The 26,279-nt window shown below is 66.3% G+C and carries 27 protein-coding genes; 9 read left to right on the top strand and 18 right to left on the bottom strand.

The annotated features are described in order from the left end of the window. Positions 1-108: 108 nt before the first annotated feature. The 9 genes from lnt to tsaB form a co-directional block, all read right to left on the bottom strand. Positions 109-1,719 carry an apolipoprotein N-acyltransferase gene (lnt, locus tag ACQR1F_RS12995; RefSeq protein WP_434863681.1) on the bottom strand — a complete coding sequence of 537 codons (1,611 nt, stop codon included), beginning with the start codon at positions 1,717-1,719 and terminating at the stop codon, positions 109-111. Beyond that, on the bottom strand, positions 1,716-2,885 hold the full coding sequence (locus ACQR1F_RS12990; protein WP_315803926.1) for a hemolysin family protein: 1,170 nt from the start codon (positions 2,883-2,885) through the stop codon (positions 1,716-1,718). The genes lnt and ACQR1F_RS12990 overlap by 4 nt, the downstream gene beginning before the upstream one ends. A gap of 2 nt (positions 2,886-2,887) precedes the next feature. After that, complete coding sequence (gene ybeY / locus ACQR1F_RS12985; RefSeq protein ID WP_315803925.1) at positions 2,888-3,397, bottom strand: rRNA maturation RNase YbeY; 510 nt, start codon at positions 3,395-3,397, stop codon at positions 2,888-2,890. Between the two features lie 62 nt (positions 3,398-3,459). Further along, positions 3,460-4,437 (bottom strand): PhoH family protein, encoded by a 978-nt coding sequence (locus tag ACQR1F_RS12980; RefSeq protein ID WP_316215359.1) that lies wholly within the window; start codon positions 4,435-4,437, stop codon positions 3,460-3,462. A 64-nt stretch (positions 4,438-4,501) separates the two neighbouring features. Then, positions 4,502-5,899 carry a tRNA (N6-isopentenyl adenosine(37)-C2)-methylthiotransferase MiaB gene (gene miaB / locus ACQR1F_RS12975; protein WP_434913166.1) on the bottom strand — a complete coding sequence of 466 codons (1,398 nt, stop codon included), beginning with the start codon at positions 5,897-5,899 and terminating at the stop codon, positions 4,502-4,504. A gap of 55 nt (positions 5,900-5,954) precedes the next feature. Then, positions 5,955-6,674 carry an HAD family hydrolase gene (locus ACQR1F_RS12970; protein ID WP_315803922.1) on the bottom strand — a complete coding sequence of 240 codons (720 nt, stop codon included), beginning with the start codon at positions 6,672-6,674 and terminating at the stop codon, positions 5,955-5,957. Next, positions 6,667-7,122 carry a Fur family transcriptional regulator gene (locus tag ACQR1F_RS12965; protein ID WP_315803921.1) on the bottom strand — a complete coding sequence of 152 codons (456 nt, stop codon included), beginning with the start codon at positions 7,120-7,122 and terminating at the stop codon, positions 6,667-6,669. Before ACQR1F_RS12965 ends, ACQR1F_RS12970 begins: the two co-directional genes overlap by 8 nt. Before the next feature lie 43 nt (positions 7,123-7,165). Next, positions 7,166-7,648 (bottom strand): ribosomal protein S18-alanine N-acetyltransferase, encoded by a 483-nt coding sequence (rimI, locus tag ACQR1F_RS12960; protein ID WP_434913165.1) that lies wholly within the window; start codon positions 7,646-7,648, stop codon positions 7,166-7,168. Continuing rightward, positions 7,645-8,346, bottom strand: a complete 702-nt coding sequence (gene tsaB, locus ACQR1F_RS12955) for a tRNA (adenosine(37)-N6)-threonylcarbamoyltransferase complex dimerization subunit type 1 TsaB (protein WP_315803919.1) — start codon at positions 8,344-8,346, stop codon at positions 7,645-7,647. The genes rimI and tsaB overlap by 4 nt, the downstream gene beginning before the upstream one ends. Before the next feature lie 254 nt (positions 8,347-8,600). Between tsaB and ACQR1F_RS12950 the strand changes: the two genes are divergently transcribed. Further along, the gene (locus ACQR1F_RS12950; RefSeq protein ID WP_434838679.1) at positions 8,601-10,283 is read left to right on the top strand and encodes a methyl-accepting chemotaxis protein; all 1,683 of its coding nucleotides are present in this window, start codon (positions 8,601-8,603) and stop codon (positions 10,281-10,283) included. A gap of 81 nt (positions 10,284-10,364) precedes the next feature. Here the strand turns inward: ACQR1F_RS12950 and ACQR1F_RS12945 are convergent, their stop codons facing one another. The 4 genes from ACQR1F_RS12945 to murJ all read right to left on the bottom strand — a co-directional run bounded on the left by ACQR1F_RS12945 (position 10,365) and on the right by murJ (position 14,351). Next, complete coding sequence (locus ACQR1F_RS12945; protein WP_316179056.1) at positions 10,365-10,934, bottom strand: NifU family protein; 570 nt, start codon at positions 10,932-10,934, stop codon at positions 10,365-10,367. Positions 10,935-11,042: 108 nt separating this feature from the next. Further along, positions 11,043-11,537 (bottom strand): universal stress protein, encoded by a 495-nt coding sequence (locus tag ACQR1F_RS12940; RefSeq protein WP_434913164.1) that lies wholly within the window; start codon positions 11,535-11,537, stop codon positions 11,043-11,045. 153 nt (positions 11,538-11,690) lie between these two features. Beyond that, entirely contained in the window at positions 11,691-12,743 is a 1,053-nt protein-coding gene (gene trpS, locus ACQR1F_RS12935) for a tryptophan--tRNA ligase (RefSeq protein ID WP_315803916.1), read from the bottom strand. Between the two features lie 48 nt (positions 12,744-12,791). Beyond that, complete coding sequence (murJ, locus tag ACQR1F_RS12930) at positions 12,792-14,351, bottom strand: murein biosynthesis integral membrane protein MurJ (protein WP_434913162.1); 1,560 nt, start codon at positions 14,349-14,351, stop codon at positions 12,792-12,794. 70 nt (positions 14,352-14,421) lie between these two features. On the opposite strand from murJ, the gene ACQR1F_RS12925 reads away from it, so the two are divergent. Then, the gene (locus tag ACQR1F_RS12925) at positions 14,422-15,423 is read left to right on the top strand and encodes an adenosine kinase (protein ID WP_434913161.1); all 1,002 of its coding nucleotides are present in this window, start codon (positions 14,422-14,424) and stop codon (positions 15,421-15,423) included. A 191-nt stretch (positions 15,424-15,614) separates the two neighbouring features. Here ACQR1F_RS12925 and ACQR1F_RS12920 read toward each other — a convergent pair whose 3' ends face one another. Beyond that, positions 15,615-16,805, bottom strand: a complete 1,191-nt coding sequence (locus ACQR1F_RS12920) for a serine hydrolase domain-containing protein (protein WP_434913160.1) — start codon at positions 16,803-16,805, stop codon at positions 15,615-15,617. Between the two features lie 340 nt (positions 16,806-17,145). On the opposite strand from ACQR1F_RS12920, the gene ACQR1F_RS12915 reads away from it, so the two are divergent. Together ACQR1F_RS12915 and ACQR1F_RS12910 are read left to right on the top strand one after the other, a co-directional pair. After that, on the top strand, positions 17,146-17,466 hold the full coding sequence (locus tag ACQR1F_RS12915; RefSeq protein WP_315803912.1) for a hypothetical protein: 321 nt from the start codon (positions 17,146-17,148) through the stop codon (positions 17,464-17,466). Positions 17,467-17,619: 153 nt separating this feature from the next. Further along, positions 17,620-19,113 (top strand): NAD-dependent succinate-semialdehyde dehydrogenase, encoded by a 1,494-nt coding sequence (locus ACQR1F_RS12910; protein WP_315803911.1) that lies wholly within the window; start codon positions 17,620-17,622, stop codon positions 19,111-19,113. Positions 19,114-19,152: 39 nt separating this feature from the next. On the opposite strand, the gene ACQR1F_RS12905 is transcribed toward ACQR1F_RS12910, so the two are convergent. Continuing rightward, on the bottom strand, positions 19,153-19,755 hold the full coding sequence (locus ACQR1F_RS12905) for a hypothetical protein (protein WP_315803910.1): 603 nt from the start codon (positions 19,753-19,755) through the stop codon (positions 19,153-19,155). 295 nt (positions 19,756-20,050) lie between these two features. Here ACQR1F_RS12905 and ACQR1F_RS12900 point away from each other — a divergent pair, with 295 nt between their 5' ends. Then, positions 20,051-20,740 (top strand): phytanoyl-CoA dioxygenase family protein, encoded by a 690-nt coding sequence (locus ACQR1F_RS12900; RefSeq protein WP_316215351.1) that lies wholly within the window; start codon positions 20,051-20,053, stop codon positions 20,738-20,740. A 148-nt stretch (positions 20,741-20,888) separates the two neighbouring features. Then, positions 20,889-21,518 (top strand): glutathione S-transferase family protein, encoded by a 630-nt coding sequence (locus tag ACQR1F_RS12895; protein WP_315803908.1) that lies wholly within the window; start codon positions 20,889-20,891, stop codon positions 21,516-21,518. 25 nt (positions 21,519-21,543) lie between these two features. Here ACQR1F_RS12895 and ACQR1F_RS12890 read toward each other — a convergent pair whose 3' ends face one another. Next, a complete protein-coding gene (locus ACQR1F_RS12890) occupies positions 21,544-21,942 on the bottom strand; it encodes a VOC family protein (protein WP_434913159.1) in 399 nt (132 codons plus the stop codon). Positions 21,943-22,037: 95 nt separating this feature from the next. After that, the gene (locus tag ACQR1F_RS12885; protein ID WP_434913158.1) at positions 22,038-23,126 is read right to left on the bottom strand and encodes a mandelate racemase/muconate lactonizing enzyme family protein; all 1,089 of its coding nucleotides are present in this window, start codon (positions 23,124-23,126) and stop codon (positions 22,038-22,040) included. Positions 23,127-23,297: 171 nt separating this feature from the next. On the opposite strand from ACQR1F_RS12885, the gene ACQR1F_RS12880 reads away from it, so the two are divergent. Together ACQR1F_RS12880 and ACQR1F_RS12875 are read left to right on the top strand one after the other, a co-directional pair. Further along, positions 23,298-23,963, top strand: coding sequence for an HAD hydrolase-like protein (locus ACQR1F_RS12880; RefSeq protein ID WP_315803905.1), 666 nt, complete (start codon positions 23,298-23,300; stop codon positions 23,961-23,963). A 113-nt stretch (positions 23,964-24,076) separates the two neighbouring features. Beyond that, positions 24,077-24,754 carry a nitroreductase gene (locus tag ACQR1F_RS12875; protein WP_434913156.1) on the top strand — a complete coding sequence of 226 codons (678 nt, stop codon included), beginning with the start codon at positions 24,077-24,079 and terminating at the stop codon, positions 24,752-24,754. 140 nt (positions 24,755-24,894) lie between these two features. On the opposite strand, the gene ACQR1F_RS12870 is transcribed toward ACQR1F_RS12875, so the two are convergent. Then, complete coding sequence (locus tag ACQR1F_RS12870) at positions 24,895-25,374, bottom strand: Lrp/AsnC family transcriptional regulator (protein ID WP_315803903.1); 480 nt, start codon at positions 25,372-25,374, stop codon at positions 24,895-24,897. A 134-nt stretch (positions 25,375-25,508) separates the two neighbouring features. On the opposite strand from ACQR1F_RS12870, the gene ACQR1F_RS12865 reads away from it, so the two are divergent. Further along, the gene (locus ACQR1F_RS12865) at positions 25,509-25,901 is read left to right on the top strand and encodes a nuclear transport factor 2 family protein (protein ID WP_315803902.1); all 393 of its coding nucleotides are present in this window, start codon (positions 25,509-25,511) and stop codon (positions 25,899-25,901) included. Positions 25,902-26,279 lie beyond the last annotated feature (378 nt).

The following is a 26,279-nucleotide window of genomic DNA, read 5'->3' as shown; positions in this document are numbered from 1 at the left end:
ATGCTGCCGCGCGAGAATGCGAATTGCAGCAGCTATCTGTCAACACTTGGGGTTTTGCTTGTCAAAAAAAATCTTACGGACCCGGAAAGAATCGAGATCTTGCTGTCGTCAGGGAAGCTTTTGAGCAACACGTCTGCGAACGACGGTGCTCAGGGCGATCACTAACAGGATCGCAACCGGAATGTCGCCGAGCCTTGCATAGACGGTCGGCTGCAACGCAACAGGCAGCGCGGAATCCAGCACGCCCTCTGCGCCGAGAGGCAATTGCTTAACGATACGGCCGACCGGATCGATCACTGCGGAGATGCCGGTGTTCGCAGATCGAACTAATGGAAGTCCTTGCTCGATCGCGCGCCACTGCGCCTGCTGCAGATGCTGATGAGGACCGGTCGATATGCCGAACCAGCCATCGTTCGTCAGGTTGACGATCCAGCCCGGTCGTTCTTCGCTCGGCACGCTGTCGCTCGGAAAGATCGCCTCGTAGCAGATCAAAGGAAGCACACGTGGGGCGTGTGGCACGTCCAGGTTGCGTCGCACCGTGCCGGGGATGAAGCCGCCCTGCACCCGCGTGAGCTGCTCGAGCCCGATCCGCTCCAGCAGAGTCTGGAACGGCAGGAACTCGCCGAATGGGACCAGATGGAGCTTGTCGTAGACCGACAGCACGGTGCCGTCGTGATCGATCACGTAGATCGAATTGTAGGCCCGGGTGATCGGGGTGTTGCGAGGCGCGTCGGGGGCGCGGACCGAACCGGTGATCAGCACCGTGCCCGGTGACAGCAGGTCGGCGATCTGGCCCATCGCGTCCGCCTCGCGGGTCAGGAAGAACGGGAACGCCGATTCCGGCCAGATCAGGACGTTGGCGTCCCGGACACCGGTGGCGTTCGGGCCGGAGGCGCGGTCCGACAGCGCCAGATAGCGGCGCATGACGTCGGCCTTGGCGCCATAGTTGAACTTCACGTCCTGTTGCAGGTTCGGCTGCATGATCCGCAGCTTGAGGTCGGCGACGAAGGCGGTCGGATGCAGCCCGAGCCGGATGACGCCGAACACGCCCATCATCACGAGCAGGGCGGCGGCCGCGGCCGGCGCCCGCCAGCGCTCGCGCCAGGTCTTGCCGTCGATCAGCACCGCTGGGCTGGCGAAGATCGCGATCGCCAGGAACGTCATGCCCCAGATCCCGATCAGCGAGCCCGCCTGCGCCAGCGCGAGCGGCTGCGACAGGGCATAGCCGAACGTGTCCCAGGGGAAGCCGGTCAGCGCGTGGCCGCGCAGCCATTCGCTCGCGGTCAGGCAGACGGCGAGCGCCAGGATGCGGGTTGCATCACGCGTCCAGATCAACCGGGCCAAGGCGAAGCCCAGCGCCGGAAACAGCGCGAGATAGGCCGGCAGGCCCAGCACGGCGAACGGCATCAGCCAGGCGAAGGTGTCGGCATCGACCAGGAACGCGTTGCCGATCCAGTACAGGCCCGGCACGAAATAGCCCATGCCGAAGCAGAAGCCGGTGAAGGCGGCAGCCGGGATGCCGCGCCGCCGTCCCGCCGCGGCGCCGTCGATCAGCCAGACCAGCACCGGGAAGGTGATCGCGAGTACCGGCCAGGCGTTGAACGGGGCCATCGCCAGCGAGGAGAGCGCGCCGGCAGCGAGCGCGATCGCCGCACGCTTCCAGCCCCAGGCCAGGACAACGCCGATGGCGAGGCCGCGAATCGTCGATGGGCGGATCACTGTGAGCTGGCTCCGTCGCCCCTTGGCGGGCTGCTATCGTCATGGACCGGCGCAGGGCCGGCCTCTGCCGGCGGCGGCTCGGCCGGGACGTCCGTGTCCGGCGGGGTCACTTCCGGCGCAACGTCTCGACGCCGGCTTTCGCGCGGCGGGCGGGGCGTGGGGCGTTCCTTGCGCGGCGCGATGCGCAGCCGCTTGACCCGGCGCGGATCGGCATCGAGCACCTCGACCTCGAAATTGCCGGGGCCGGAGATCAGTTCGCCGCGCACCGGCAGCCGGCCGACATGGTTGACGAGATAGCCGCCGAGGGTCTCGACGCCTTCGCCGGCCTCGCCCGTCACGAACTCCTCGCCGATCACCCGGCGGACGTCGTCGAGGCTGGCGCGGGCGTCGGCGATGAAGGCGTTGTCGGCCTGCCGCACGATCGCCGGCGGCTCGTCGCTGTCGTGCTCGTCGTCGATCTCGCCGACGATCTGCTCGACGATGTCCTCGATCGAGACCAGCCCGTCGGTGCCGCCATATTCGTCGACGACCAGGGCGAGATGGATGCGCGAGGCCTGCATCTGCGCCAGCAGATCGATCGCGCGCATCGATGGCGGTACATAGAGCAGCTTGCGGATGATGTTGGCCTCGAACAGCGGCATCGAGAGGTCGACTGCCTTCAGGTCGAGCCCGGCCGGCAGCGGCTTCTTGCGCCGCGCCTTGACCTCGTCCGAGACGCGCGCCTGTGCGGTGGTGAAGGCGAGCAGGTCGCGGATGTGGACCATGCCCTCGGGATCGTCGAGCGTGTCGTTGTAGACCACGAGCCGTGAATGCGAGGCACTCTCGAACAGGCTCATCAGCTCGCCGAGCGTGATGTCGCGCCTGACCGCGACGATGTCGGCGCGATGTACCATCACGTCGGCGATCCGCCGCTCGTGCAGATCGAGGATGTTGCGCAGGAGCGTGCGCTCGACCGCGGAGAAGCCGATGTCGTCGGGTGTCGAGGCGTCGAGCACGACCTGCAGGTCGTCGCGCACCGATCCGCCGCCCTTCCATCCGAACAGATTGCGCAGCGCGCGAAAAAGCCAGTTCTCGCTCGGCGAGCGGCCGAGCTCGGATGCCGGCACCACGGCCGGAAGATTGCGCGTGTTGCGCGGATTGTCGTGAATGGGTTCGGAGTCGGCCATGATCAATTCGTCCGCTCCCGGTCGGCATAGGGATCGGGGATGCCGAGATGGGCCAGGATCTCGCGCTCGAGCGCCTCCATCTCCTCGGCCTCGTCGTCGGTCTCGTGATCGTAGCCGATCAGGTGCAGGAAGCCGTGCACCGCGAGATGGCTGAGGTGCTGGTCGAACGGCTTCTGCTCCTCGTCGGCTTCGCGCCGCAGCGTCTCGTAGGCGATGGCAATGTCGCCCAGCATGCGCGGCGCGTCGTCGTCGCCACGCGGGCCGGTCGGCTGCAGCGCCGGAAACGACAGCACGTTGGTCGGCTTGTCGATGCCGCGCCAATTGCTGTTCAGGGTGCGGATGCCGTCGTCGTCCGTCAGCATCACCGCGATCTCGGCGTCGCCGACGTCCGCGTCGACCGTCTCGGCGGCGGCGACGATGGCGCGATGTATGACGTCCTCGGCGTCGGGCTGGTCCTGCCAGCAGTCGGCGGCGACGATCACCTCGGTGGTTGGAATGGGACTTTGTGGCATCCTGGTCGTTCTGTGCGGATGGCGCTTGGATCACGCGCCGATCGGCGAGCTTGCTCTCGGGGTCAGCGCGCCTTTGGGCTCTCATAGGCGGCGACGATACGCGCCACCAATTCGTGGCGAATGACGTCCTCGCCGGTGAACCTGACCTGCGCGATCCCGTCGACGCCGTCGAGCAGCCGCGCGGCCTCGGCGAGGCCCGACGTCTGGCCGTTCGGCAGATCGACCTGCGAGGGATCGCCGGTGATGATCATGCGGCTGTTCTCGCCCAGGCGCGTGAGAAACATCTTCATCTGCATCGATGTCGTGTTCTGCGCCTCGTCGAGAATGATCGCGGCATTGGTCAAGGTGCGCCCGCGCATGAAGGCGAGCGGCGCGATCTCGATCTCGCCGGCCTGCAGCGCACGCTCGACGATGCGCGCATCCATCAGATCGTACAGCGCGTCGTAGATCGGGCGCAGATAGGGATCGACCTTCTCGCGGAGGTCACCAGGCAGGAAGCCGAGCCGCTCGCCGGCTTCGACAGCCGGGCGTGAGAGGATGATGCGGTCGACTTCCTTCCGCTCGAACAGCTGCGCTGCATGCGCGACCGCGAGCCAGGTCTTGCCGGTGCCGGCCGGACCGATGCCGAACACCAGCTCGTGGCGCTTCAGCGCGCGGATATAGGAATCCTGCGCGGCGGTGCGGGCGCGCACCGGACGCTTGCGCAGGTTGATGCTCTCGAACGCGTTCTTGGCGTTCTTGGCGTCGAACTCGAACAGCGAGCCCTGCGCGACCACGGCGCGGATCGCGCCCTCGACGTCGCCCTGCGCCAGATCCTGGCCCTTGACGGCCTGCGCATAGAGCGATTCCAGCACGCGCCGCGCGGCATCGCAGCCGTCGCGGGTGCCGCCGATGGTGATGTGGTTGCCGCGGGAATCGACGACGACGCCGAGGCGTCGTTCGACCAGCGCCAGGTTCTGGCCGTAGGGGCCGACCAGGGCGGATGCGGCGCGGTTGTCGTCGAAATCGATGACGACCTGGGTCTCGGGGGGCATGGACATGTCGCGGTCGTACTTGCGGCTGGGAGCGAGGGAAGACGAATCCGATGCGCTCTTGGGCAAGTGCTCAGCCTCCGATGGACACGAGGGGCGTGGGGGAGATCACTGCCGGCGCGGCCGTGACGAGCTCGCCGAGCAGGCTGTAGCGTTCGAGACTGTCGATCCGCACCGGCAGAACCTGGCCGATGATGTCGTCGGACGCCATGACGTGAGCCGGCTGCAGATACGCGGTCCGTCCGACGAGCTGCCCGGGCCTGCGCGCTGGCCGCTCGAACAACACGTCGACGACCTGGCCGATCGCGGCCTTGTTGAAGGCTGCTTGCTGGCTGTCGATCAAGCTCTGGAGGCGCTCCAATCGCTCGTCCATCTCGGTCGCTGACACCATCTCCGGCATGTCCGCTGCCGGAGTTCCCGGACGCGGCGAATACTTGAACGAATAGGCCGCAGCGTAGCCGATTTGGTCGATCAGGGCGAGGGTGGCGCGAAAATCTTCCTCGGTCTCGCCCGGGAACCCGACGATGAAATCCGAAGAGAATGCAATGTCGTCACGGACGGCGCGGAAACGGTCGACGACTTTGCGATAATCGGTCGCCGTGTGTTTGCGGTTCATGGCGCTCAGGATGCGGTCGGATCCCGACTGAACCGGCAGATGCACGAACGGCATCACCGCTGCGAGATCGCGATGCGCCGCGATCAGGCTGTCGTCGACGTCGTTAGGATGGCTGGTCGAGTAGCGGATCCGCGCCACCCCCGGAATCTCTGCAATCCTGTAGAGCAGCCGACCCAGCGTCCAGGGCCGGCCGTCGGGGCCTTCGCCGTGATAGGCGTTGACGTTCTGGCCGATCAAAGTGATCTCGCGAACGCCGTTGTCGGCGAGCTGCGCCACGTCGTCGACGATGCGCGCCACCGTGCGCGACATCTCGCTGCCGCGTGTATATGGCACCACGCAGAAGGTGCAGAACTTGTCGCAGCCTTCCTGCACGGTGACGAAAGCCGAGACGCCGCGGGCGCGGATGGCCTCGCGGCTGGGCTTCGCCAGGAATCCGAACTTGTCGTCGGCCGGGAATTCGGTCTCGATCGCCCGCTCGCCGCGGCGGGCCTGGGCCAGGAGCTGCGGCAGATGGTGGTAGCTCTGCGGCCCGACCACGACGTCGACGGTGGGCGCGCGGGTGATGATCTCCTGGCCTTCCGCCTGCGCCACGCAGCCGGCCACGGCGATCTGCATCGTCCGGCCGGCCCGCGCGGCGTCCTCCTTGGCGACCCGCAGCCGCCCGAGCTCCGAATAGACCTTCTCGGAGGCCTTCTCGCGGATGTGACAGGTGTTGAGGATCACGAGATCGGCGTCGCTGGCCTCGGCGGTCTCGACGAAGCCCTCAGGCCCCAGCGTGTCCACCATGCGCTGGGCATCGTAGACATTCATCTGGCAGCCATAGGACTTGATGTGCAGCTTGCGCGGCGGCGTCATGAACCCTTGCATGCAGTCGGAGGCGCGCCCAATTGGCGCCGCGCTCAGATATAGGCTAGGGGGCCGGAAATCCAGCGATCGCGGGCTTTTTCTCGGCCAGCCGGCTCAGAATCGCCGGCAACTGCCGCATGTCGTCGAAAACCAGGGTGGCGCCGGCGGCGCGCAGGTCGTCGGCGTGCCCGGGCCGGCAGTGGCTGCCGCCGTGAAACCCAAGCACCGTCATGCCGGCGGCGACACCGCCCCGGATACCGGCCGTGCTGTCCTCGACCACCACGCAGGCCGCGGGACGCGCCTTCATCTGCGCTGCCGCGAACAGGAACAGATCGGGCGCGGGCTTGCCGTTCTCGACCTGGGAGGATGAGAAGATGTGCGGGGCGAGGCGATCGTAGAGCCGGGTGGCGCCGAGGCTGACGCGCATGCGCTGGTGCGATCCGGAGGAGGCGACGCACACCGGCACGTCGATGGTGTCGAGCGCCTCCATGATCCCGTCGATGGCCGCGAGGTCCTGCTCGAAGGCGCGGAACAGGCGATCCTGCAGTTTCGGGTTGAAATCGTCGGGCAGGCTGCGGCCGAGTTCGGCCTCGACCTCGAGCTTCGCCTGTTTCAGCGACCGGCCCAGGAACCGCGCGAACACCTGCTCGGTCGTGATCGGATAGCCGCACAGGCTGAGCACGTCGGCGTGCGTCTGACAGGAGATCACCTCACTGTCGACCAGCACGCCATCGCAATCGAAAATGACGAGATCGAAGTTCGAAGCCGGCGCTACGTCAGCCATTCGTCTCTTCGTCGAGCGGCACGCAATACAGCTCCAGCCGGTGGTCGACCAGCTTGTAGCCGAGCTTGCGGGCGATCTCGGCCTGCAGCTTCTCGATCTCCTCGGAGGTGAACTCGATCACCTTGCCGTCGCGCAGATTGATCAGATGATCATGATGGCTGTCGCGCATCTGCTCGTAGCGGGCGCGGCCCTCGCGGAAATCGTGGCGCTCGATGATGCCGGCATCCTCGAACAGCTTCACGGTGCGATAGACCGTGGAGATCGAGATCTTGTCGTCGACGGCGACGCAGCGCCGGTACAACTCCTCGACGTCGGGATGGTCGCAGGCTTCCGCGAGCACGCGGGCAATGACCCGGCGCTGCTCGGTCATGCGCATGCCGGTGGCGGCACAGCGGGCCTCGATTCCGGTGGAATTGAGCGCTGGCGTAGTTTTCAAGGAGGAGGTCATCGTGTCTCGCCTCAAGGATGCGCTTTCTGCCACCAAGCGCAGGTTACGACAAGTCCCGGCGCATCAGAAGCGCATTCAACTGTTCCCCGCCGGGCTGAAGGTAATAGCGTTCCCGACGGCCCACGGTCGCAAATCCGGCGCGTTCATAGAGTCGGCGGGCCGGCTGGTTGTTTTCCTCCACTTCGAGAAAGACCGTCCGGACCCCGCGCCCCGCAAGGTGCCCGAGATGCTGCAGCAACAGATCACGAGAAAATCCACGGCCGCGCTGATTTGGGTCAAGTGCAACTGACAATATTTCCGCTTCGTCCGCGCCGATCCGCGAGACGATGAAGCCTATGAGCTTCCGCCCGAGCCGCAGCCGATGGATCATGGTGTTGCGCTCGGCCAGCATCGCCTCGAACTCGCCTTCGCCCCAGCCGCGGTGAAACGAGGCGGCGTGGATCTGGGCGAGTCTGGCGGCGTCGCGCAGCGAGGTCGCTTCGATCAACGGTTTGGGGCTGCCGAGCCAGCGGAAGAACATGTTCATGACGAGATGGCCGTCTGCACCGGTTGACGCGTCGCGCCGGCGGGCGGCTTGACGTCGGGTGCGCGCAGATAGAATGGCCGCGCCGGCGCGTGCACTGGGTCGGCGGCCGCGCCGAGCCAGGCGACCCAGCCGATGTCGGGTCCGTCTTGCGAGTCGACCGCAACTGGCGCGGCTGATTCCTTCGGCCACCGCTCGGCCAGCAGCGCCGCGGCGTTGCCGACGAGGTGTGGGGCGCCGAGCCGCGCGACCGCCAGAACGTCGTCCAGCGCAGCCACCTGGGGCGCGACCAGCTCCTCGCCGTTGCCGCTCACGACTTGGTAGTAGACATGGTCGTGCCGGGCATCGATCGCCGAGATCACCGGGTTGGCGCGGTCCTCGCTGACGATCGGCGCCGCGTAGGCGGACAGCGTGGTCACGCCGACGACCGGCTTGTGGGCGGCCAATCCGATGCCGCGGGCGGCGGAGAGCCCGACCCTCAACCCCGTGAAGCTCCCGGGGCCGGTCGTCACCGCGATGCGGTCGAGATCGGCGAAACCGACGCCGGATTGCTGCATCACGCGCGCGAGCAGCGGCATCAGGGCCTCCGCGTGGCCGCGCTTCATCGGGAGTGTCTCCTGCGCCCGCATCAAGGCCGAATCAGTATCCAGCACGGCAGCGGCGCAATGGTCGAGGGCAGTATCGATGGCGAGGATCAACATCCGGTCGGGTTCGCATTGAAGAGAGCGCAAATACCTATTGTGGTACCGTGATAAAGTTAGTTGACGCCTTCTTACATCCTCATCGGGAAAAACGCATCAAGGCGCAACTACTGATACGCTAAGTTACTGAACTATATGCCATTTAAGCAAATCTTTCCGCGCCCGTGGGAATTATCCGCTCGGCACGTTCGGGGGAGAGATGACGCGCCGCCCGTTGGCGGATGGCCGCCCCCGTCCCGAGAAGAGGAATTTCCATGTCATTCTGGTCAGGCAGTTCGGCATCGCGCGATGCGATGGCGCAGGTCGCGGCGATCAACCGCTCGCAAGCGGTGATCGAGTTCGACACCGACGGCACGATCATCACCGCCAACCAGAATTTCCTCGACGCGATGGGCTACTCGCTGAGCGAGATCCAGGGCCGGCACCACGCGATGTTTGTGGCGCCCGAGATGCGCGACAGTGCCGAGTACCGCGCCTTCTGGGCCGATCTGCGGGCCGGGAAGTTTCGTTCGGGGGAGTACAAGCGGTTCGGCAAGGGCCACCGCGCCGTCTGGATCCAGGCGAGCTACAATCCGGTGATCGACGGCGGCAAGCCGGTCAAGATCATCAAGTTCGCAACCGACATCACCGAGCAGAAGATGCGCAGCATCGAGGACGCCGGCAACATCGCGGCGATCGGGCGCGCCCAGGCGGTGATCGAGTTCAATCTCGACGGCACCATCATCGATGCCAACGATCAGTTCCTGAGCGCGATGGGCTACACGCTGGCCGAGATCAAGGGCCGGCATCACAGCATGTTCGTGCTGCCCGACGAACGCGACAGCGCCGCCTACAAGGAATTCTGGACCAGCCTCAGTCGCGGCGAATTTCGCTCGGGCGAGTTCAAGCGTTGCGGCAAGGGCGGCCGGGAGATCTGGATTCTCGCGTCCTATAACCCGATTCTCGATGACGAGGGGCGGCCGTTCAAGGTCGTCAAATACGCCTCCGACGTGACGCAGCAGAAGCTGGCTGCGGCCGATTTCGCCGGCCAGATCGCCGCGATCCGCAAGTCCCAGGCGGTGATCGAATTCGACCTGAACGGCATCGTGCTCGACGCCAACGAGAACTTCCTCGCCACGCTCGGCTACACGCTGGCGGAGATCAAGGGTCAGCACCATCGCATGTTCATGCCGGCGGGCATGGGCGACAGCGCCGCGTATCGCGAGTTCTGGGCCGCGCTCGGCCGTGGCGAATTCCAGATGGGCGAGTTCGAGCGCGCCGGGAAGGGCGGACGACAGGTCTGGATTCAAGCGAGCTACAATCCGATCAAGGATCTCAACGGCAAGCCGTTCAAGATCGTGAAATTCGCGAGCGACGTCACTGCGCAGGTGATCAGCCGCATGAAGGGCGACAAGGTGCGCGGCATGATGGAGCACGTCGCCGCCGGCGCCGAGCAGCTCAATTCCTCGGTGCAGCAGATCGCCGATGCCATGGCGAAGTCGAAGGAGACGGCGACGGCGGCGGTATCGCGCGTCGAAGACGCGGACCAGCAGGCCAAGCGCCTGTCCTCGGCAGCCGGCGCCATGAGCAGCATCGTCGAGCTGATCGGCAGCATCACCGGCCAGATCAATCTCCTGGCGCTCAATGCGACGATCGAATCGGCCCGTGCTGGCGAGGCGGGGCGCGGCTTTGCCGTCGTCGCCGGCGAGGTGAAGAACCTGGCCACGCAGGCCAAGCAGGCCACCGATCGCATCGGCAGCGAGATCGGTAATCTCAACGGCATCTCGTCCGACGTCGTCGGCGCGCTCGGCGCCATCAAGAACGCGATCGAGAGCGTGAATGACTACGTTTCATCGACGGCGCACGCCGTCGGCGAGCAGAGCGCCGTCACCAGCGAGATGTCGGAGAACATGCGCCAGGCAGCCGCGGAGGCAGCGTCCATCGGCAAGGCGGCGTAGAGAGCGAATGGCGAACAGGGAGCAGCGAATAGGGAATGCAACTACTCGCTACTCACTATTCCCTACTCGCTCGCCCCCTTGTCACATCGGCCGGACTTCGACCACCTCGGGCACGAAATGCTTCAGCAGGTTCTGGATGCCGTGCTGCAGGGTCGCGGTCGATGACGGGCAGCCGGAGCAGGCGCCCTTCATGTTGAGATAGACGATGCCGTCCTTGAAGCCGCGGAAGGTGATGTCGCCGCCGTCATTGGCCACGGCCGGGCGGACGCGGCTCTCGATCAGGTCCTTGATCATGCCGACCGTCTCGGTGTCGGCCTCGTCGTAGAACTCGTCGTCCTCGTCGGCGGATTCGTCATTGGCGGCGCTGCCGTCGGCGAGCAGCGTCGCGCCCGACATGTAGTGCTCCATGATCGCGCCGAGGATCGCCGGCTTGAGGTGCTGCCATTCACCGTCGCTCTTGGTGACGGTGATGAAATCGGCGCCGTAGAAAACGCCGGTGACGCCGTCGACGGCGAACAGGCGCTCGGCCAGCGGCGAGCGCGCGGCGGCGTCGCGGCTGTTGAATTCCATCGTGCCAGCGGGCAGCACGACGCGGCCCGGGATGAACTTCAAGGTGGCGGGATTGGGGGTGGCTTCGGTCTGGATGAACATGGTTTTCTCCGGCAGCGCCGGTTCAAGGCCGGCCTGTGGTGTCCTCATAGCAGATGGCGCGAGCGCGCGCACGATCAAGGGGGCTCGGCCGGCGTTTCCGCTCTAAGCCTATGAAAGAGCGTCGAGATCGGCGTCACCGAGATCGCCCGGCACGATCACCAGCGGGATCGGGAAGGCGCCGCTCGTCTTGGTGACATGGGTGACCAGGGGTCCCGGCCCCTCGGGGCCCGAATGGGCGGCGAGCACCAGCAGCGCGATGTCGCTGTCATGCTCGATCGTCTCCAGGATCTGCGCTGTCGGCTCACCCTCGCGGATGACCCGTTCCGGCGCGGTCACGCCGATCGCGGACAGCAGCGCCGTGGCCTGGTCGAGCTCGGCATGCGCTTGCTCCTGCGCCTCCGCCCGCATCAGGTCGGCGACCCCCAGCCATTGCTGGTTCTGATCCTCCGTTTCGATGACGTGGAGCATGACGATGCGGCCACCGGAACGGACCGCCCAGCGGCCGGCATAGCGGACCGCGCGGTCCCATTCCTCGCTGTCGTCGACCACGACCAGGCATTTCGGCGCATGGCCGGTCTGGTAGCTCTGCCGCTGCGCCGCCATCGCGTTCCCGCCTGCTGCTGCGAGTCGATCCGGCCGCGATGCTGCCACAGCCCATCTCCGTTGGGGAGAGGGCTGCGGGTTCCATGGCGCCTGCAATGACACCGGTGGTGCGGCAGCAAGGCCGACTTCGGAGCTCGCGCCGTGCTGCTCTGGTCAGGGCTTGCGGATGAAGCCGACGATGTCCTTGGCCGTCTTCATGGTCTCCGCGGCGATGGCCTGGGCGCGGTCGGCGCCGTCGACCAGCACGGACTCGACATAGCCGGGATCAGCGGTCAGGCGCTTCATCTCGGCGGCGATCGGCCCGAGCTTGGTGACGCACAGCTCGACCAGCGCATTCTTGAAGCTGGAGAACTGGCCGCCGCCGAAATCCCTGAGCACATCGGCCTTGCTGCGGTCCGACAGCGCGGCGTAGATGCCGACGAGGTTATCGGCCTCGGGACGTGCGTCCAGCCCCTTTTCCTCGGTCGGCAGCGGCTCCGGATCGGTCTTGGCCTTGCGGACCTTCTGCGCGATCGTATCGGCATCGTCGGTGAGGTTGATGCGCGAATAGTCCGAGGCATCGGACTTCGACATCTTCTTGGTGCCGTCGCGCAGCGACATCACGCGCGTCGCGGGACCGGTGATGAAGGGTTCCGGCAGCGGGAAGAACAGGCCGTCGCCGAAGCCGTGGCTGCGGATCGAGTCGCCAAAATCATTGTTGAACTTTTGCGCGATGTCGCGCGAGAGCTCGAGATGCTGCTTCTGGTCCTCGCCGACCGGAACATGGGTGGCGCGGTACAGCAGGATGTCGGCGGCCATCAGCACCGGATAGTCGTACAGGCCGACCGATGCGTTCTCGCGATCCTTGCCGGCCTTCTCCTTGAACTGCGTCATGCGGTTCAGCCAGCCGATGCGCGCCACGCAGTTGAAGATCCAGGCCAGCTCGGCGTGTCCCGAGACCTGGCTCTGGTTGAACACGATGTGCTTCTTCGGATCGATGCCGGCGGCGATGAAGGCGGCCGTGACCTCGCGGGTGTTGCGCGCGAGCTCGGCGGGGCCGCCCCAGACGTCGATCGGCATGGTGATCGCGTGCATGTCGACGACGCAATAGATGCAGTTGTGGGTCTGCTGCATCTTCACGAAGTTGACGATCGCGCCGAGATAGTTGCCGAGATGCAGGTTGCCGGTCGGCTGGACGCCCGAGAAAACCCGTTCCACGAAGGCCATGATCACTGTTCCGGATGATGGATTTGGGCGTCGTTTGGCACGTGCGCCTCAAAGGTGCAAGTCGGCGGCGGGCTTTTGCCGGATCGCCCGGACTGTTTCGCGCCAGCTCACGGCGCCGAGGGACACGAGAAGCCCTCCGTAGAGGATGACGGCGCCGCCGATCAGGGCGCCGAGCAGCGCGGCCGCGCCGAGATGGCTGCTGCTCCAGGTGCCGGCAAAGCGTCCGGCGGCGATCCAGAGGACCGCGCCCATGACCATGGCGGCCAGCGTGATGCGCGGCAGCCGGCGTCGCGAGGCCGGGGAAAGCGCGAAGCCGAAGCGCGTGGCGCCGCGCCGGATCAGGACCGCGGCATTGGCCCAGGCACCGAGCGCGAGCCCCGCCGCGATGCCGCTTGCCGCGAAGACGTGTGCGAGCAGGAACGCCAGCGCGATCGCGACAGAGCATCCGATCAACGTCGCGCGCAGCGGCGTCTGCGTGTCCTCGCGCGCGAAGAAGGCGGGCTGCAGCGCCTTGGTCAGCACCTGCGCCGGCAACGCTGCCGCGAGCCATGTCAGCACCTGCGCCGTCGCGGCGGCATCGTCCGAACTGAATGCGCCATGTTCGAACAGCAAACGAATGATCGGCTCGTTCAGGATCATGAGTCCGAGCGTCGCAGGCAGCGCGAGCCCGATCGTCAGCTCGAGGCCGCGCGATTGCACCTCCGCGAGAGCCGCCTTGTTGCCCTCGTGCAGCGCGCGCGTCAGCTCCGGCACCAGCACCGTGCCCATGGCAACGCCGACGAGCCCGAGCGGCAGCTCGATCAGGCGGTTGGCGAAATACAGCCACGACACCGCGGACGGCGAGGTGGAGGCGATGACCGCGCCGCCGACCGCGAGCAGTTGCGGGCCGGCGCTGGCGACCATGCCGGGCAGCGCCTTGGCGAAGAAGCCGCGCATTTCCGCATGGAAGGTGATGCGCACCGGCGAGGCGAGGGGGCCATCGCGGCCTCGCCGCGCGAGCATCGCGAGCTGCAGCAGCCCGGCGACGCCGATCGTGGCGGCGAGCAGCAGCGCGGCGCTTCCAGGGTCCGGATGTTGCATCAGCAACACGATGGTCACGCTGATCAATGCCACGTTGAACAGCAGCGGGGCGAAGGCCGCGAGCGCGAAGCGTCGTTGCGCGCTGGACAGTGCGAGCAGCACCGTCGAGGGGCCGGCGAAGGCGAGATAGGGTAGCATCAGCCTGGCATCGTTGACGGCCAAGGTGAGCGTCTCTTCACCGGCGAAGCCCGGCGCGAGCAGGGTCATCACGAACGGCATCAGCAGCGCCAGCACCAGGGTGGCGGCGAGCAGGCCGGCGCTGACGGTGCCGAGCACACGGCCGGCAAAAGCTGCCGCATGTGTCGTACCAGCCTGCTGGTATATTCGCAGCCAGGCCGGCACCAGGGCCGCATTGAGGGCGCCCTCCGTCAGCAATCGCCTGATGACGTTGACGAGTTGAAACGCTGCGAGAAATGCGTCCGCAACCGGACCGGCGCCGAGCAGCGCGGCCATCAGCGCATCCCGGATGAAGCCGAGCAGGCGCGAAGCCAGTGTTCCTGACAACACAGTCACGAATGAGCGGATCATCAGGCTTCTATAGCAGCGCCGCTTGTGATAGGCCGCAGCGTTTGCAAAACGCCGTAAACGGGGCCAGTGGATGACTGACGCGAAATACGATGTTCTCGGGATCGGCAACGCGATCTTCGACGTGCTGGTGCATGCCGATGAAGCCTTTCTCGCCCGGCACGGCATGACCAAGGGCAGCATGGCGCTGATCGACGAGGCCCGCGCGGCCGCGATCTATGCCGATATGGGCCCGGCCACCGAGATGTCCGGCGGTTCGGGGGCCAACACCATCGCCGGCCTCGCCAGCCTGGGCGCGCGTGCCGCCTACGTGGGCAAGGTCAAGGACGACCAGATCGGCCGGATGTACCGGCACGATATCCGTGCCGCCGGCGTGACCTTCGATACCGCGCCCGCTGCCGACGGCCCGGCGACCGGCTGCTGCTACATCCTGGTGACGCCGGACGGCGAGCGCACCATGAACACCTATCTCGGCGCCGCGCAAAATCTCACCGCCGCGGACATCGATCCCGCGCAGATTGCGGCGGCGCGCATCATCTATCTCGAAGGTTATCTGTGGGACCCGAAGGACGCCAAGGATGCGTTCGTGAAGGCGGCGGCGATCGCGCATGACGCCGGACGCGAGGTCGCGCTGACCCTGTCGGATTCGTTCTGCGTCGACCGCTATCGCGAGGAGTTTCTCGACCTGATGCGCGGCGGCACCGTCGATCTCGTGTTCGCCAACGAGGCCGAGCTGCATTCGCTGTACCAGACCTCGGATTTCGACGGCGCGCTGAAGCAGCTGCGCGAGGACGCCACGCTCGGCATCGTCACCCGCAGCGAAAAGGGCTGCGTCGTGGTGTCGAATGACGGCGTGATCTCGGTGCCGGCGCATCCGATCGAGAGCCTGGTCGATACCACCGGCGCCGGCGATCTGTTCGCCGCCGGCTTCCTGTTCGGGCTGGTGCGCAAGACCGGCTACGAGATGGCCGGCCGCCTCGGCGGCCTGGCTGCGGCCGAAGTGATCCAGCACATCGGCGCAAGGCCGCAGGTGTCGCTGAAGGACCTCGCGGTGCAGAGCGGGCTGAAGGTTTAGGCCTGGGCTGAGGCGGCTCGGCCATTCTCTGTCGCGTGTGACACATCTCTCTCCATCGTCATGGCCGGGCTTGACCCGGCCATCCACGATCTTCGGTTTGCAGGATCAAAGACGTGGATGCCCGGGACAAGCCCGGGCATGACGCGCAACTAACAACGATCTTGCCTGCGTGGATCGAGCGTTGGGTTCTCTCACGCCGCCTTCTTGCCCGCCGCATCCAGCCCGGCATACACGCCGCGCTCGAAGCCGGCAAAGGTCTCCAGGCACAGCCGGTCGGCGAACGGCAGCAGCTGCATCAGGATCACGCCGGTGACGTCACGCGCCGGATCGATCCAGTAGTAGGTGTTGGCAAGGCCGGCCCAGGCGAGGCTGCCGGCGCTGCGGCCTTCCGGAGTCTGCGCGGTCGTGATCATGAAGCTGAGGCCCCATTTCTTGACGATGTCGGGATAGAGATCGACGTCGTTGGTCACGCCGGGCACGGCCGCGGCCATCTTCGTCATCTCGAGCTCGCCGATGTGGTTGTCGCGCATCGCCGCGACCGTCTCGGGCTTGAGCACCTGGTTGCCGTTGCCGCGGCCATTGTTGAGGATCATCCGGGTGAAGCGGATGTAGTCGCCGGCCGTGCCGTAGAGCCCGCCGCCACCCATGTGGAATTCCGGCTCCTGCTCGAGTTCGAACGGAATCGGCGCGAGACTGCCGTCCTCGCCGCGCGCATGCATGCCGACCAGGCGGGCGCGCTGCGACGGACCGAGCTTGAAGCCGGTGTCGTCCATGCCGAGCGGCGCGAACAGATGGTCGCGCAGGTAGGCGTCGAGCTTCTGGCCGCTGGCGGCCTCGACCGCCTTGCCGACGAAGTCGATGTTGATGCCGTATTCCCAGCGCGTGCCGGGATCGGACGCGAGCGGCAATTTCAGCGCGTCGTTTTTGCAGGTGATGATGCCGGGCGTGCCGGCCTTCTGCACATAAGTGGCCATGTCGCCGTTCCACATGTCGTAGCAGAAGCCGGCGGTGTGAGTCATCAGATGGCGCAGCGTGATCGCGGTCTTCGCCGGCCGCAGGATCGGGTCGCCATTGGCGTCGAAGCCGTCGAGCACCTTGGGCGCCGCGAGGTCGGGCAGCACCGTGCCGATCGGCGCATCCAGCGACAGCCGGCCCTGCTCGACCAGCTGCATCCCGGCCGCGCAGGTGATGGCCTTGGTCATCGAGGCGATCCAGAACACGCTGTCGGCGGTCATCGGATCGTCGCGGCCGAGGTCTCGCCTGCCGAAGGCGCCTTCGTAGATGATGCCGTTGCTGTCGGCGGCGACGGCGACGACGCCGGGGATCGCTCCCGCCTCCGCCTTCTGCCGCAGCACGCCGTCGATGTCGGTCTTGTTCTGCATGGTCTCCTCCGTTCCGTTCTTGATGACGGTAGGCGATTGTTCCTCGCGCCGGCCCGGCCAGCAAGGACCGCCGGTCCCACGGCCGGTCGCGATCTCGTGATGATGCGGCGCGAACGAAGCAGCCGGGGACAACAGCGCTGCGGAGGCCACAGCGCTTCAATTTCCCGCCAGAATCATGATTAGTTCCATGTAGCCGCGAGACCGACACATGGGGGCCATGTTCCCACCACGGGCTTGCGCCTGTTGTGAGTTGCAACCATTTTTGCATTAAAGAGTTCGAGAACCGGCTTTTTCGAGCCGATGACGTGTTTTGGCGGCAATGTCCGCCGTTGGGGGCGATATGATTTCGACATGGAGCGAGTGGAAGCGGTATCCCCGCCCGGGGCGCGGTGACAATATCGAGGCGCCCATCACGCCCGGCATCTACGAAGTGCGCATTGCGGCGACCGGAGCGCTGTACGCGTTCGGCGCGGTCGACAATGTGGCGCAGGCGCTGGCGCTGCTGCCCGTGGGGCAGAAATCATGGTTCGGCCGCCGTGATCCCGCCACCTTGCCGGACCTGGAATACCGCACCTGCGCCACCTCGACCAAGGCCGACGCCAAGGCGGCGGCGGAGCGCATGATCGGCCGCCGCGAGACCTATATGAGCGGCGCGGCCTGATCCCGCGCCGGCGCGGCGGCATTCAGCATCCGGTGCCGTACAGGCACGGATCGCCGGATCGAATGTACCGTTGAGGAGGCGCACGAGTCGTGCGCTGCCGCCGGGGCTTGGCTATAGTCGGGAGAAAGATCGCTCGCTCCGAGGAGTAGCCCGATGACACCGCCCGCCGCCGCCCGTGCCTCCACTGCCGCTCCGAGCCTGCGTGACCGCCTGAAGGATCCGTCGCTGCTGCGTGAGCAGTGCTACATCGATGGTGCGTGGGTCGGTACGCCGGTGCTCCCGGTCAACAATCCCGCCACCGGCGCCGAGCTCGCCAAGGTCGCGCAACTCGGTGCTGCGGAGACCACGCGAGCCGTCGAGGCCGCCGCGCGCGCGTTCCCGGCCTGGGCCAGGCTGACCGCCAAGCAGCGCTCCAACATCTTGCGCAAATGGTTCGAGCTCATCACGGCCAACCGCGAGGACCTCGCGCTGATCCTGACCTCCGAGCAGGGCAAGCCGCTGACGGAGGCGCTCGGCGAGGTCGATATCGGCGCCGCCTATATCGAGTTCTTCGCCGAGGAGGCGCGCCGCGTCTATGGCGAGACCATCCCGACGCAGAAGCCGGATGCACGTCTCCTGGCGCTGAAGCAGCCGATCGGCGTCTGCGGCGCCATCACGCCGTGGAATTTCCCGAACTCGATGATCACCCGCAAGGTGTCGCCCGCGCTGGCGGCCGGCTGCACCGTGGTGCTGAAGCCGGCCAACGAGACGCCGCTGTCGGCGCTGGCGCTCGCCGTGCTGGCCGAGCGCGCCGGGATTCCTGCGGGCGCGCTCAACATCATCACCGGCGATGCGCCTCCGATCGGCAAGGTGCTGTGCGAGCATCCGTCGGTGCGCTTCGTCGGCTTCACCGGCTCGACCGAGGTCGGCAAGATTCTCTATCGCCAGTCGGCCGGCACTGTGAAGAAGCTCGGCCTCGAGCTCGGCGGCAACGCGCCGTTCGTGGTGTTCGACGATGCCGACGTCGATGCCGCCGTCGAGGGCGCGATGGTCTCGAAATATCGCAACATGGGCCAGACCTGCGTCTGCGCCAACCGCCTCTACGCGCAGGACGGCATCTACGACCAGTTCGTGCACAAGCTCGCCGCCAGGGTCGCGGCGATGAAGATCGGCGACGGCACCGAGGCCGGTGTGGTGCAGGGACCGCTGATCAACGAGGAAGCGGTCGAGAAGGTCGAGCGCCACATCGCCGATGCGGTCAAGGGCGGCGCCAGGATCGTCACCGGCGGCAAGCGCCATGCGCTCGGCCGCACCTTCTTCGAGCCGACCGTGCTGTCGGACGTGAAGGCCGATGCGCTGGTCGCGCATGAAGAGACGTTCGGCCCGCTCGCGCCGGTCATTCGTTTCCATAGCGAGGCCGATGTGATCGCGATGTGCAACGCCTCGCCGTTCGGTCTCGCGTCCTACTTCTTCGCCCGCGATCTCGGCCGGGTCTGGCGCGTCGCGGAGGCGCTGGAGTCGGGCATGGTCGGCGTCAACACCGGCCTGATCACCACCGAGGTCGCGCCGTTCGGCGGCGTCAAGGAAAGCGGCCTCGGACGCGAGGGCTCGCATCACGGCATCGAGGAATATCTCGAGATCAAATACGTGATGATGGCGGGCGTCTGAACCTCGGACGCCTGAGTTCAGGCGAGGCGATATTGGGAATCAGGCCGTCTTGGGCAGCTTGTCGACCGGTACCAGGTAGGACTTGTTGCCGACCTGGAAGATGACCTTGCCGCTCTTGCCGTCGGTCGTCGAGATCTGCGACTGGCCGAACATGATGACGTTGTTGTAGACGATCCCCGTGCCCTCGCGCGTGACGCCGTTGGTCGTCACGCTGACCTGCGCCTCCTTGCCGCTGACGGACAGCACGCGAAAGCTCGCGCTCTGGCCGTTCTCGCCGGAGTAGCCGGCCCAGCTGCCGACCAGATTGCTCTCGTCGGCGGGAGGCGCCTGCTTTTCGAGCATCGCGGTGGCCTTGCCGCCGCCGGCCGAGAACAGCAGCACCGCGTTCTTGCCGTTCTTGGTGCCGAGCGTGACCGCGCCGAAGTCGATGGTCGAGCCATTGACCTGGCCGATGCCGCGCTCGGTGCGGCCGTTGTGGGTGTATTCCACCGTGGCCGCGGCGCCTCTGATGTTGACGACCTTGAAGCTCACGGCCTGGCCGTTGGCCGTCCAACTGCCCTTCCACTCGCCGAGCAGGTTGCTCTGGCGATAGACCCGCTCATTGGCGGGCGAGATCTGGTTGGTGCTTTGGATGGCGACCATGCGTGCTTCCAAGGAGCTCGATTGCTCGTTTACCCCGTATGTCGGATCGTTGCAGAGTGTTGCTAACGAGACGTAGGTCGAGGGGGTTAATGAAACGTAAACTGGCCCCGGCGAGCCGCCCGGGTCGCGGTGCGGCCCATCGTCTCAGCGTCCTCCGGAGCGATGGCGGTCATGGCCGGATGAATGCAGCAGCGAGGGGCACCTGGCGACCTGGGAGCGAGCGGACGCTTGCCGCGGAGCGCCGGATCGCCGACCATGATGCAGCGAACCACGCCCTCTCTTGTGCGAGCCCACTATGACCGCAGCCCTCACGCGCAGCAGCGTCGGCCAGCTTCAGGACGCGGAGGCGCGCCGCCTCGATGGGGATGGCTATCTGCTGCTGCGCGGTGCGATTCCGGCGGACTGGCTTGTCGCATTACGCGACGCCTTCGAGCTGGGCACGCGGCCGTCCGAGCAATGGCCGGTGCCGCGCGGCCGCGACTGGCGCCACGCCATGGTCGATCTCGATGCGACGGTGCAGCAGGTTTGCCGCCTGCCGGTGATGCTCGCCGCCGTGCATCATGTCCTGAAGGCGCCGTTCTTCCTCGGCCAGGTCGAAGGGCGCGAGCCGTGTGCCGATCGCGGCCAGCAGCCGCTGCATCGCGACGGCGTCGATCGCCGGCGCACCGACGCCGTGTCGGCGCTGGCCTTTCTCGATTCCTTCGGCCCCGACAATGGCGCCACGCAAGTGGTGCCGGGCTCGCATCGCCTCGACACGGACGATGCGCGGGCCGCGTCGTCTGCGTTCGTCACGGCAGGCGAGGCCGGCGACATCCTGCTGTTCGACGTCAACCTGCTGCACGGCGCGACGCGTAACCGCAGCGGCGCGCGCCGTCGCTCGCTGCTGATCACTTACGCCGTCTTCTCGCAGCAAGAGGACTGGCGCAGGACGCGCAAGTTGCGCGCGGTGCGGATGGATCAGGACGAGATTTTCGGGGCTGACTGATCCGGCTGCGTCATGATCACCGTCATCCCGCGGCGAGGCCGCGGGCCTGGGAACATGCCACGACGTCGATCGTGACAGCGCAGAACGACCCGCGCCGACTCGTTCCGACGTCACGCGCCCGTGGTTTGGTCGGACAGAGAGAACGCTCATGAAGCTGTACGATGCCGCAGTCGCCCCAAGCCCGCGCCGCGTGCGGATCTTTCTCGCCGAGAAAGGTCTCGCCATTCCCATGGTTCGGCTTGATCTGCGTGCCGGCGAGCAGTTCGAGCCGGAGTTTCGCGCGCTGAATCCGCAATGCACCGTTCCGGTGCTGGAGCTCGACAGCGGGGCTGCCATCACCGACGTCATCGCGATCTGCCGCTATCTCGAGGAGCTGCATCCCGCACCGCCTCTGATGGGCCGCGACGCCGAAGAACGGGCGCTCATCGAATGCTGGATCCGGCGGATCGAATGGGACGGTCTCTACGCTCTCCAGGAGGCCTTTCGCAACGGCACCCCTGGGCTGGAGCGCCGGGCATTGCCGGGTCCGCTGCCGCTCGAGCAGATCCCGGCGCTCGCGGAGCGCGGACGCCTGCGCGTCGCGCACTACTTCGCATGGCTCGACGCGCGGCTGGCCGAGCACGCCTTCGTCTGCGGGCCCGATTTCAGCATCGCCGACATCACCGCCATGGTGTCGGTCGACTTTGCAGCCCGCGCCAAGCTCGATCCGCCGAATCATCTCCATCATCTCAGGCGATGGTACGGCGAGGTTTCGAGCCGTCCGAGCGCAAAGGCTTAGGGCGGATGCGCGCCCGCGAGTCTCTTCAGCGTGATCCGAAGCGCTGTTTGGCGGTGTCGGTGACCGGCGTATAAAGACTGACGATCGTGCCCTCCGGGTCGCGGAACTGAGCGGCGCGGTTGCCCCACGGCATCGTCTTCGGCGCGTGCACCACCTCGACTTCGTCCTTCAACCGCGCGAAATCACCATCCACGTCATCGACCTCGAACTCCAGAATGGCGCTGCGATTGGCGCCGGGCTCGGCGCTGCCCTGCTTGAACAGCGCCACGGTCTCGGCGCTGCCGATCGCGAGCGTTGCGCGCGACGTGACGATCTCGGCGAACACCGGCGCCAGCCAATCCGCCGTCTGCTCGGTGACCTTTTCGTAGAAGCTGACCACGGCCTTGATGTCGGCCGCCACCAGACGGGTCGATGCGAACTTCATGACTTTTACCTTGCGTTCGAGGATCGGTCCCCGACCCGCTATCGCAGGGCTGCTGACAGCCTTGTGTCAGCAGTGGTGTCCCAGCATCGGCCGCATTACGCCGCGAGCTTCGCCAGCCCCTCCCAGTCGAACGCGATGCCATGGCCCGGCCGCGCCGGCGCCTGGGCCAGGCCATCCCTGAGCACGAGCGGATGCTCGATGTAGCGGTCGAGGCCAAAACCGTGCGCTTCGAGGAACGAGCGGTTCGGGCAGGCCGCCAGCAGGTGCACGGTGATGTCGTGCGCGCCATGGCTGGTCACCGGCAGGTTGAACGCCTCGGCGAGCCGCGCGATCTTCATGAACGCGGTGACGCCGCCGCAATTGGTCACGTCGGGTTCGGGATAGGACACCGCACCGGCGGCGATGTAGTTCTTGAATTCCCACAGCGAGCGCAGATTTTCACCGGCCGCGATCGGCACGCCGCCGGCGCTCAGGATGCGCGCGTGGCCGGCGATGTCGTCGGGAATGGTCGGCTCCTCCAGCCAAGTGAGATCGAACGGCTGCAACGCGCGGGCGGCGCGGATCGCCTCCTCGACCGTCCACTTCATGTTGGCATCGCCCATCAGCGGAAAGCCGTCGCCGAGATGTTGCCGCATCGCCTGCACGCGCGCGACGTCGGCGGAGAGACCCGGCCGGCCGACCTTCATCTTGATGGCACGAAAGCCCTTGGCGAGATTGTCGTCGGTCTGCTTCAGCAGAGCGTCGACCGACAGATCGAGGTCGATGCCGCCGGCATAGCAGGGCACCCGGGCATCGAAGCCGCCGAGCAGCCGGAACAGCGGCAGCTTCGCGCGCCGCGCCTTCAGATCCCACAGCGCGATGTCGAGCGCCGACAGCGCCAGCACGACTGGACCGCCGCGCCCGCCATAATGCAGGCCCCACCACACCCGATGCCAGATCGCCTCGGTGTCGTCGGCCTCGTGCCGCGCAACCAGATCGGGGATCTCGCGCCTGACGATGTCGGCGACCGCGGGGCCGTTGCGGCCGACCGTGTAGGTGTAGCCGACACCCTCCGCGCCGTCGGCATCGCGCACCCTGCACGTGATCAACTCGAAGGCTGTCATCTCGCCATGCGTGCTGTCGGACAGCGTGACGGAAAGTGGGATGCGATAAAGACCGGTCTCGATCGATGCGATCACTGCCATCGGCTCGGTTCCTTCCCTGGAGTTTCTTATCAGCGTAGGCCTGCGGCGGACCGCGGGCAATTGCTCAAGCCATCGGCCTGATGCATTCATTGTCGCGGCGGAACTGATGCCCGCGTCTGCGCGGCACGGAGCGGGCGTTTACGCGTCTCACACCGGCCGCTATGCTCGGACATGTCTCCGGTTCACTCAGTGCTGCTCGACCTCGACGGCACGCTGATCGACTCGCGCCCCGGCATTGCCGCGAGCGCGCTCGCGGCCCTGCGGTCGCTCGGTCATGCGCCTGACGACACGCTCGACGTCACCGCCGTGATCGGTCCGCCGCTGCAGGACATGCTGCGTGTGCTGCTGCAGGCCCACGGCGACGGTCGCGTCGACGAGGCCGTCGTGGCCTACCGCGAGCACTATGGCGAGATCGGTCTGTTCGGCAGCACGCTCTATCCCGGCATCCGGGAGGCGCTGCAGGCGATGCGCGATGCGGGCTTGCGCATCTATCTCGCAACGTCGAAGCGCGAGCTGTTCGCGCGGCGCATCCTGGAGCATCTCGATCTCATATCGTATTTCCAGGCCATTCATGGCTCGGTGCCGTCGGGCGCGCTGGATCACAAGCCCGAGTTGCTCGCGCATATCCTCACCGAACGGAATATCGCCGCGCGCGACAGCCTCATGGTCGGCGACCGCCGCCACGACATCGCAGGCGCCCATGCCGTGAAGATGCGGAGTCTCGGCGCGCTCTGGGGCTATGGCAGCCGCGACGAGCTCGAAACCGCGGGTGCAGACCGTCTCGTGGAAAATCCAGATGATCTGGCGCGCGCGGTGCTGACGATGCTGAGGCGTTAGTCCGGTTCGAGGCGGTGACGCAGATGATCGCCCGCGCGTCGCAACCTTGCACTGGAACCGGAAAGTCGCGAAGATCGCGGCCAGCTCAGTGATCATTCCGGGAATACCAGCACATGCAGTTTGACGACGTCATCCTCGGCCGCCGCAGCATCCGTGGCTACAAGCCGGATCCGGTGCCGCGGGCGCTGATCGAGGAAATCCTCACGCTGGCGATGCGCGCGCCGTCGTCGATGAACAGCCAGCCCTGGAATTTCTACGTCATCACCGGCGAGCCGCTGAACCGCATCCGTGCCGGCAATACCGAGCGGATGGTTGCCGGCGTTCCGCAGTCGCGCGAATTCCGCATCGGCCAGCCGTTCGACGGCGCGCATCGCGAGCGCCAGGTGCAGGTCGCCAAGCAGTTGTTCTCCGCGATGGGCATCGCACGCGACGACAAGGACAAGCGCCAGGACTGGGTGCTGCGCGGCTTCCGTCAGTTCGACGCGCCGGTCTGCATCATCGTGACCTATGATCGCGCGCTGGACGGCAGCGACGACACGCCGTTCGATTGCGGCGCCGTCACCAATGCGCTGGTCAACGCCGCCTGGTCGCGCGGCCTCGGCGCCGTCATCAACAGCCAGGGCATCATGCAGTCGCCCGTCGTTCGCGAGCACGCCGGCATCGCCGACGACCAGGTCATCATGAAGAGCATCGCGCTCGGCTGGCCGGATCACGATTTCCCCGCCAATGCCGTGGTGTCGGAGCGGAAGCCGGTGAAGGACGCGACGGTATTCGTGGGTTTCGGGGATTAGTGGCGGGCCGGGAGATGAGGTCCGTAGACCGATGAGGCCAATGACGTGCGTTGTCGGATCCAAGCTGTAGCGTGGGCAAAGCCGCCGCCGAAGGCGGCAGCGTGACCACCGTCGACCGGCGCATTCGTCTGCCGATAGCGTCACTGCACGTGCTGCAGCGGCAACGGTGCCGCGGCCTTGCGGGTCTGGATCGCGATGTTGCTTTTGACCTCGCGGACGATGGGCAGGTTCAGCAGCCGCTCGACCAGGAACTGCCGGTAGTGCTCCAGGTCGGCCGTGACGACCTCGAGCAGATAGTCCGACTCGCCGGAGACCAGATGGCAGGCCAGGACTTCCGGCATCGCGCAGACGGCCTCTTCGAAGGCCAGAGCGTGCTCGTTCGCATGTCCCGCGATCTTGATCGCGAGGAATGCCGAGAATCCGAGGCCGACGCCGTCGCGATTCAGGACCGCGCGATAGCCCTGGATGACGCCGTCCTGCTCCAGCCGCTTGACGCGACGAAGACAGGGAGACGGTGACAGGCCGACCCGGTCGGCCAACTCGACATTGCTGAGCCGGGCGTCGGCCTGCAATTCCCCGATGATGCGCTGGTCGATCGCATCGAGCTTGGCTTTTGGCATATCTCTGACATCAGTCGCGGAAAACAGCGGGTTTATTGCGTAACGAGCCCGTACGTTAGCACAGTTCGCAAGGACATGCGCGCCGGTTCGGGGCGAGGATGACGTGCTTCCCACGAGCCTCCGGAGACCTGGATATGACCGACACCGCTGTGCCCCAGACGTTGCTCGATGCCGTCGAGCGATACTTCGACACCATGTTCGACTCTGATGTCGAACGATTTGACCGGGTGTTTGCGCCGACCGCGCAACTGCACGGCCTGCGTGACGAGGCTCTGCGCGTCCTGACCGCGGCCGAGTATCGTCAGCTGTTGACGACCACCCCCTCGCCGCAGTCGAAGAGCGCGCCCCGCCAGCAGGAAATTCTGCTCATCGACTTCGCATCATCCACGCAGGCGGTCGTGAAGGTTCGCGTCAGGATCGATCTGATTCTCTATCTCGACTATCTCTGCTTTCACCTGATTGGCGGCGAGTGGCTGGTGACGGCCAAGTCGTTTCATGTGGAGCGGCGTTTTGCGGACGGGAAGTAATTGTTCAGCCGACCTGCGCCAAATGCGCGCCGTACGCAACTGCCCGTCGGGCTATTCTGCCGCACCAGTTTGTGCTTGCTAATTTTCCGAAATCATGTTCTTATCCCTGCATCCCGTCCTCATGCAGAGGGGCGTACGCGTCGTCACGATACGTAGAGGCGGGGAGCGGTGGCCGCGGGTCTGTCAGGTGCTGATGCGCTGGACGATGGACAGCTCGCGGACGTTCAAGCTGTGTGGTCCTGGCGCCCCGAAGCTGGCGCCAAGTCCGCGGTGACGCGATCCTGACAGGACGTGTCATCAGGGCGACGGGGGCAAACAAGCCGGTCCCCGGGGAGCAACTGTCTTTTTTGTAGACCGGTGATCGGCCGGCCTCAAGGC

This window comes from Bradyrhizobium sp. HKCCYLS3013 (genome assembly GCF_051167615.1).
Classification (GTDB): Bacteria; Pseudomonadota; Alphaproteobacteria; order Rhizobiales; family Xanthobacteraceae; genus Bradyrhizobium.
This window is presented reverse-complemented; position numbering and strand designations above follow the sequence as displayed.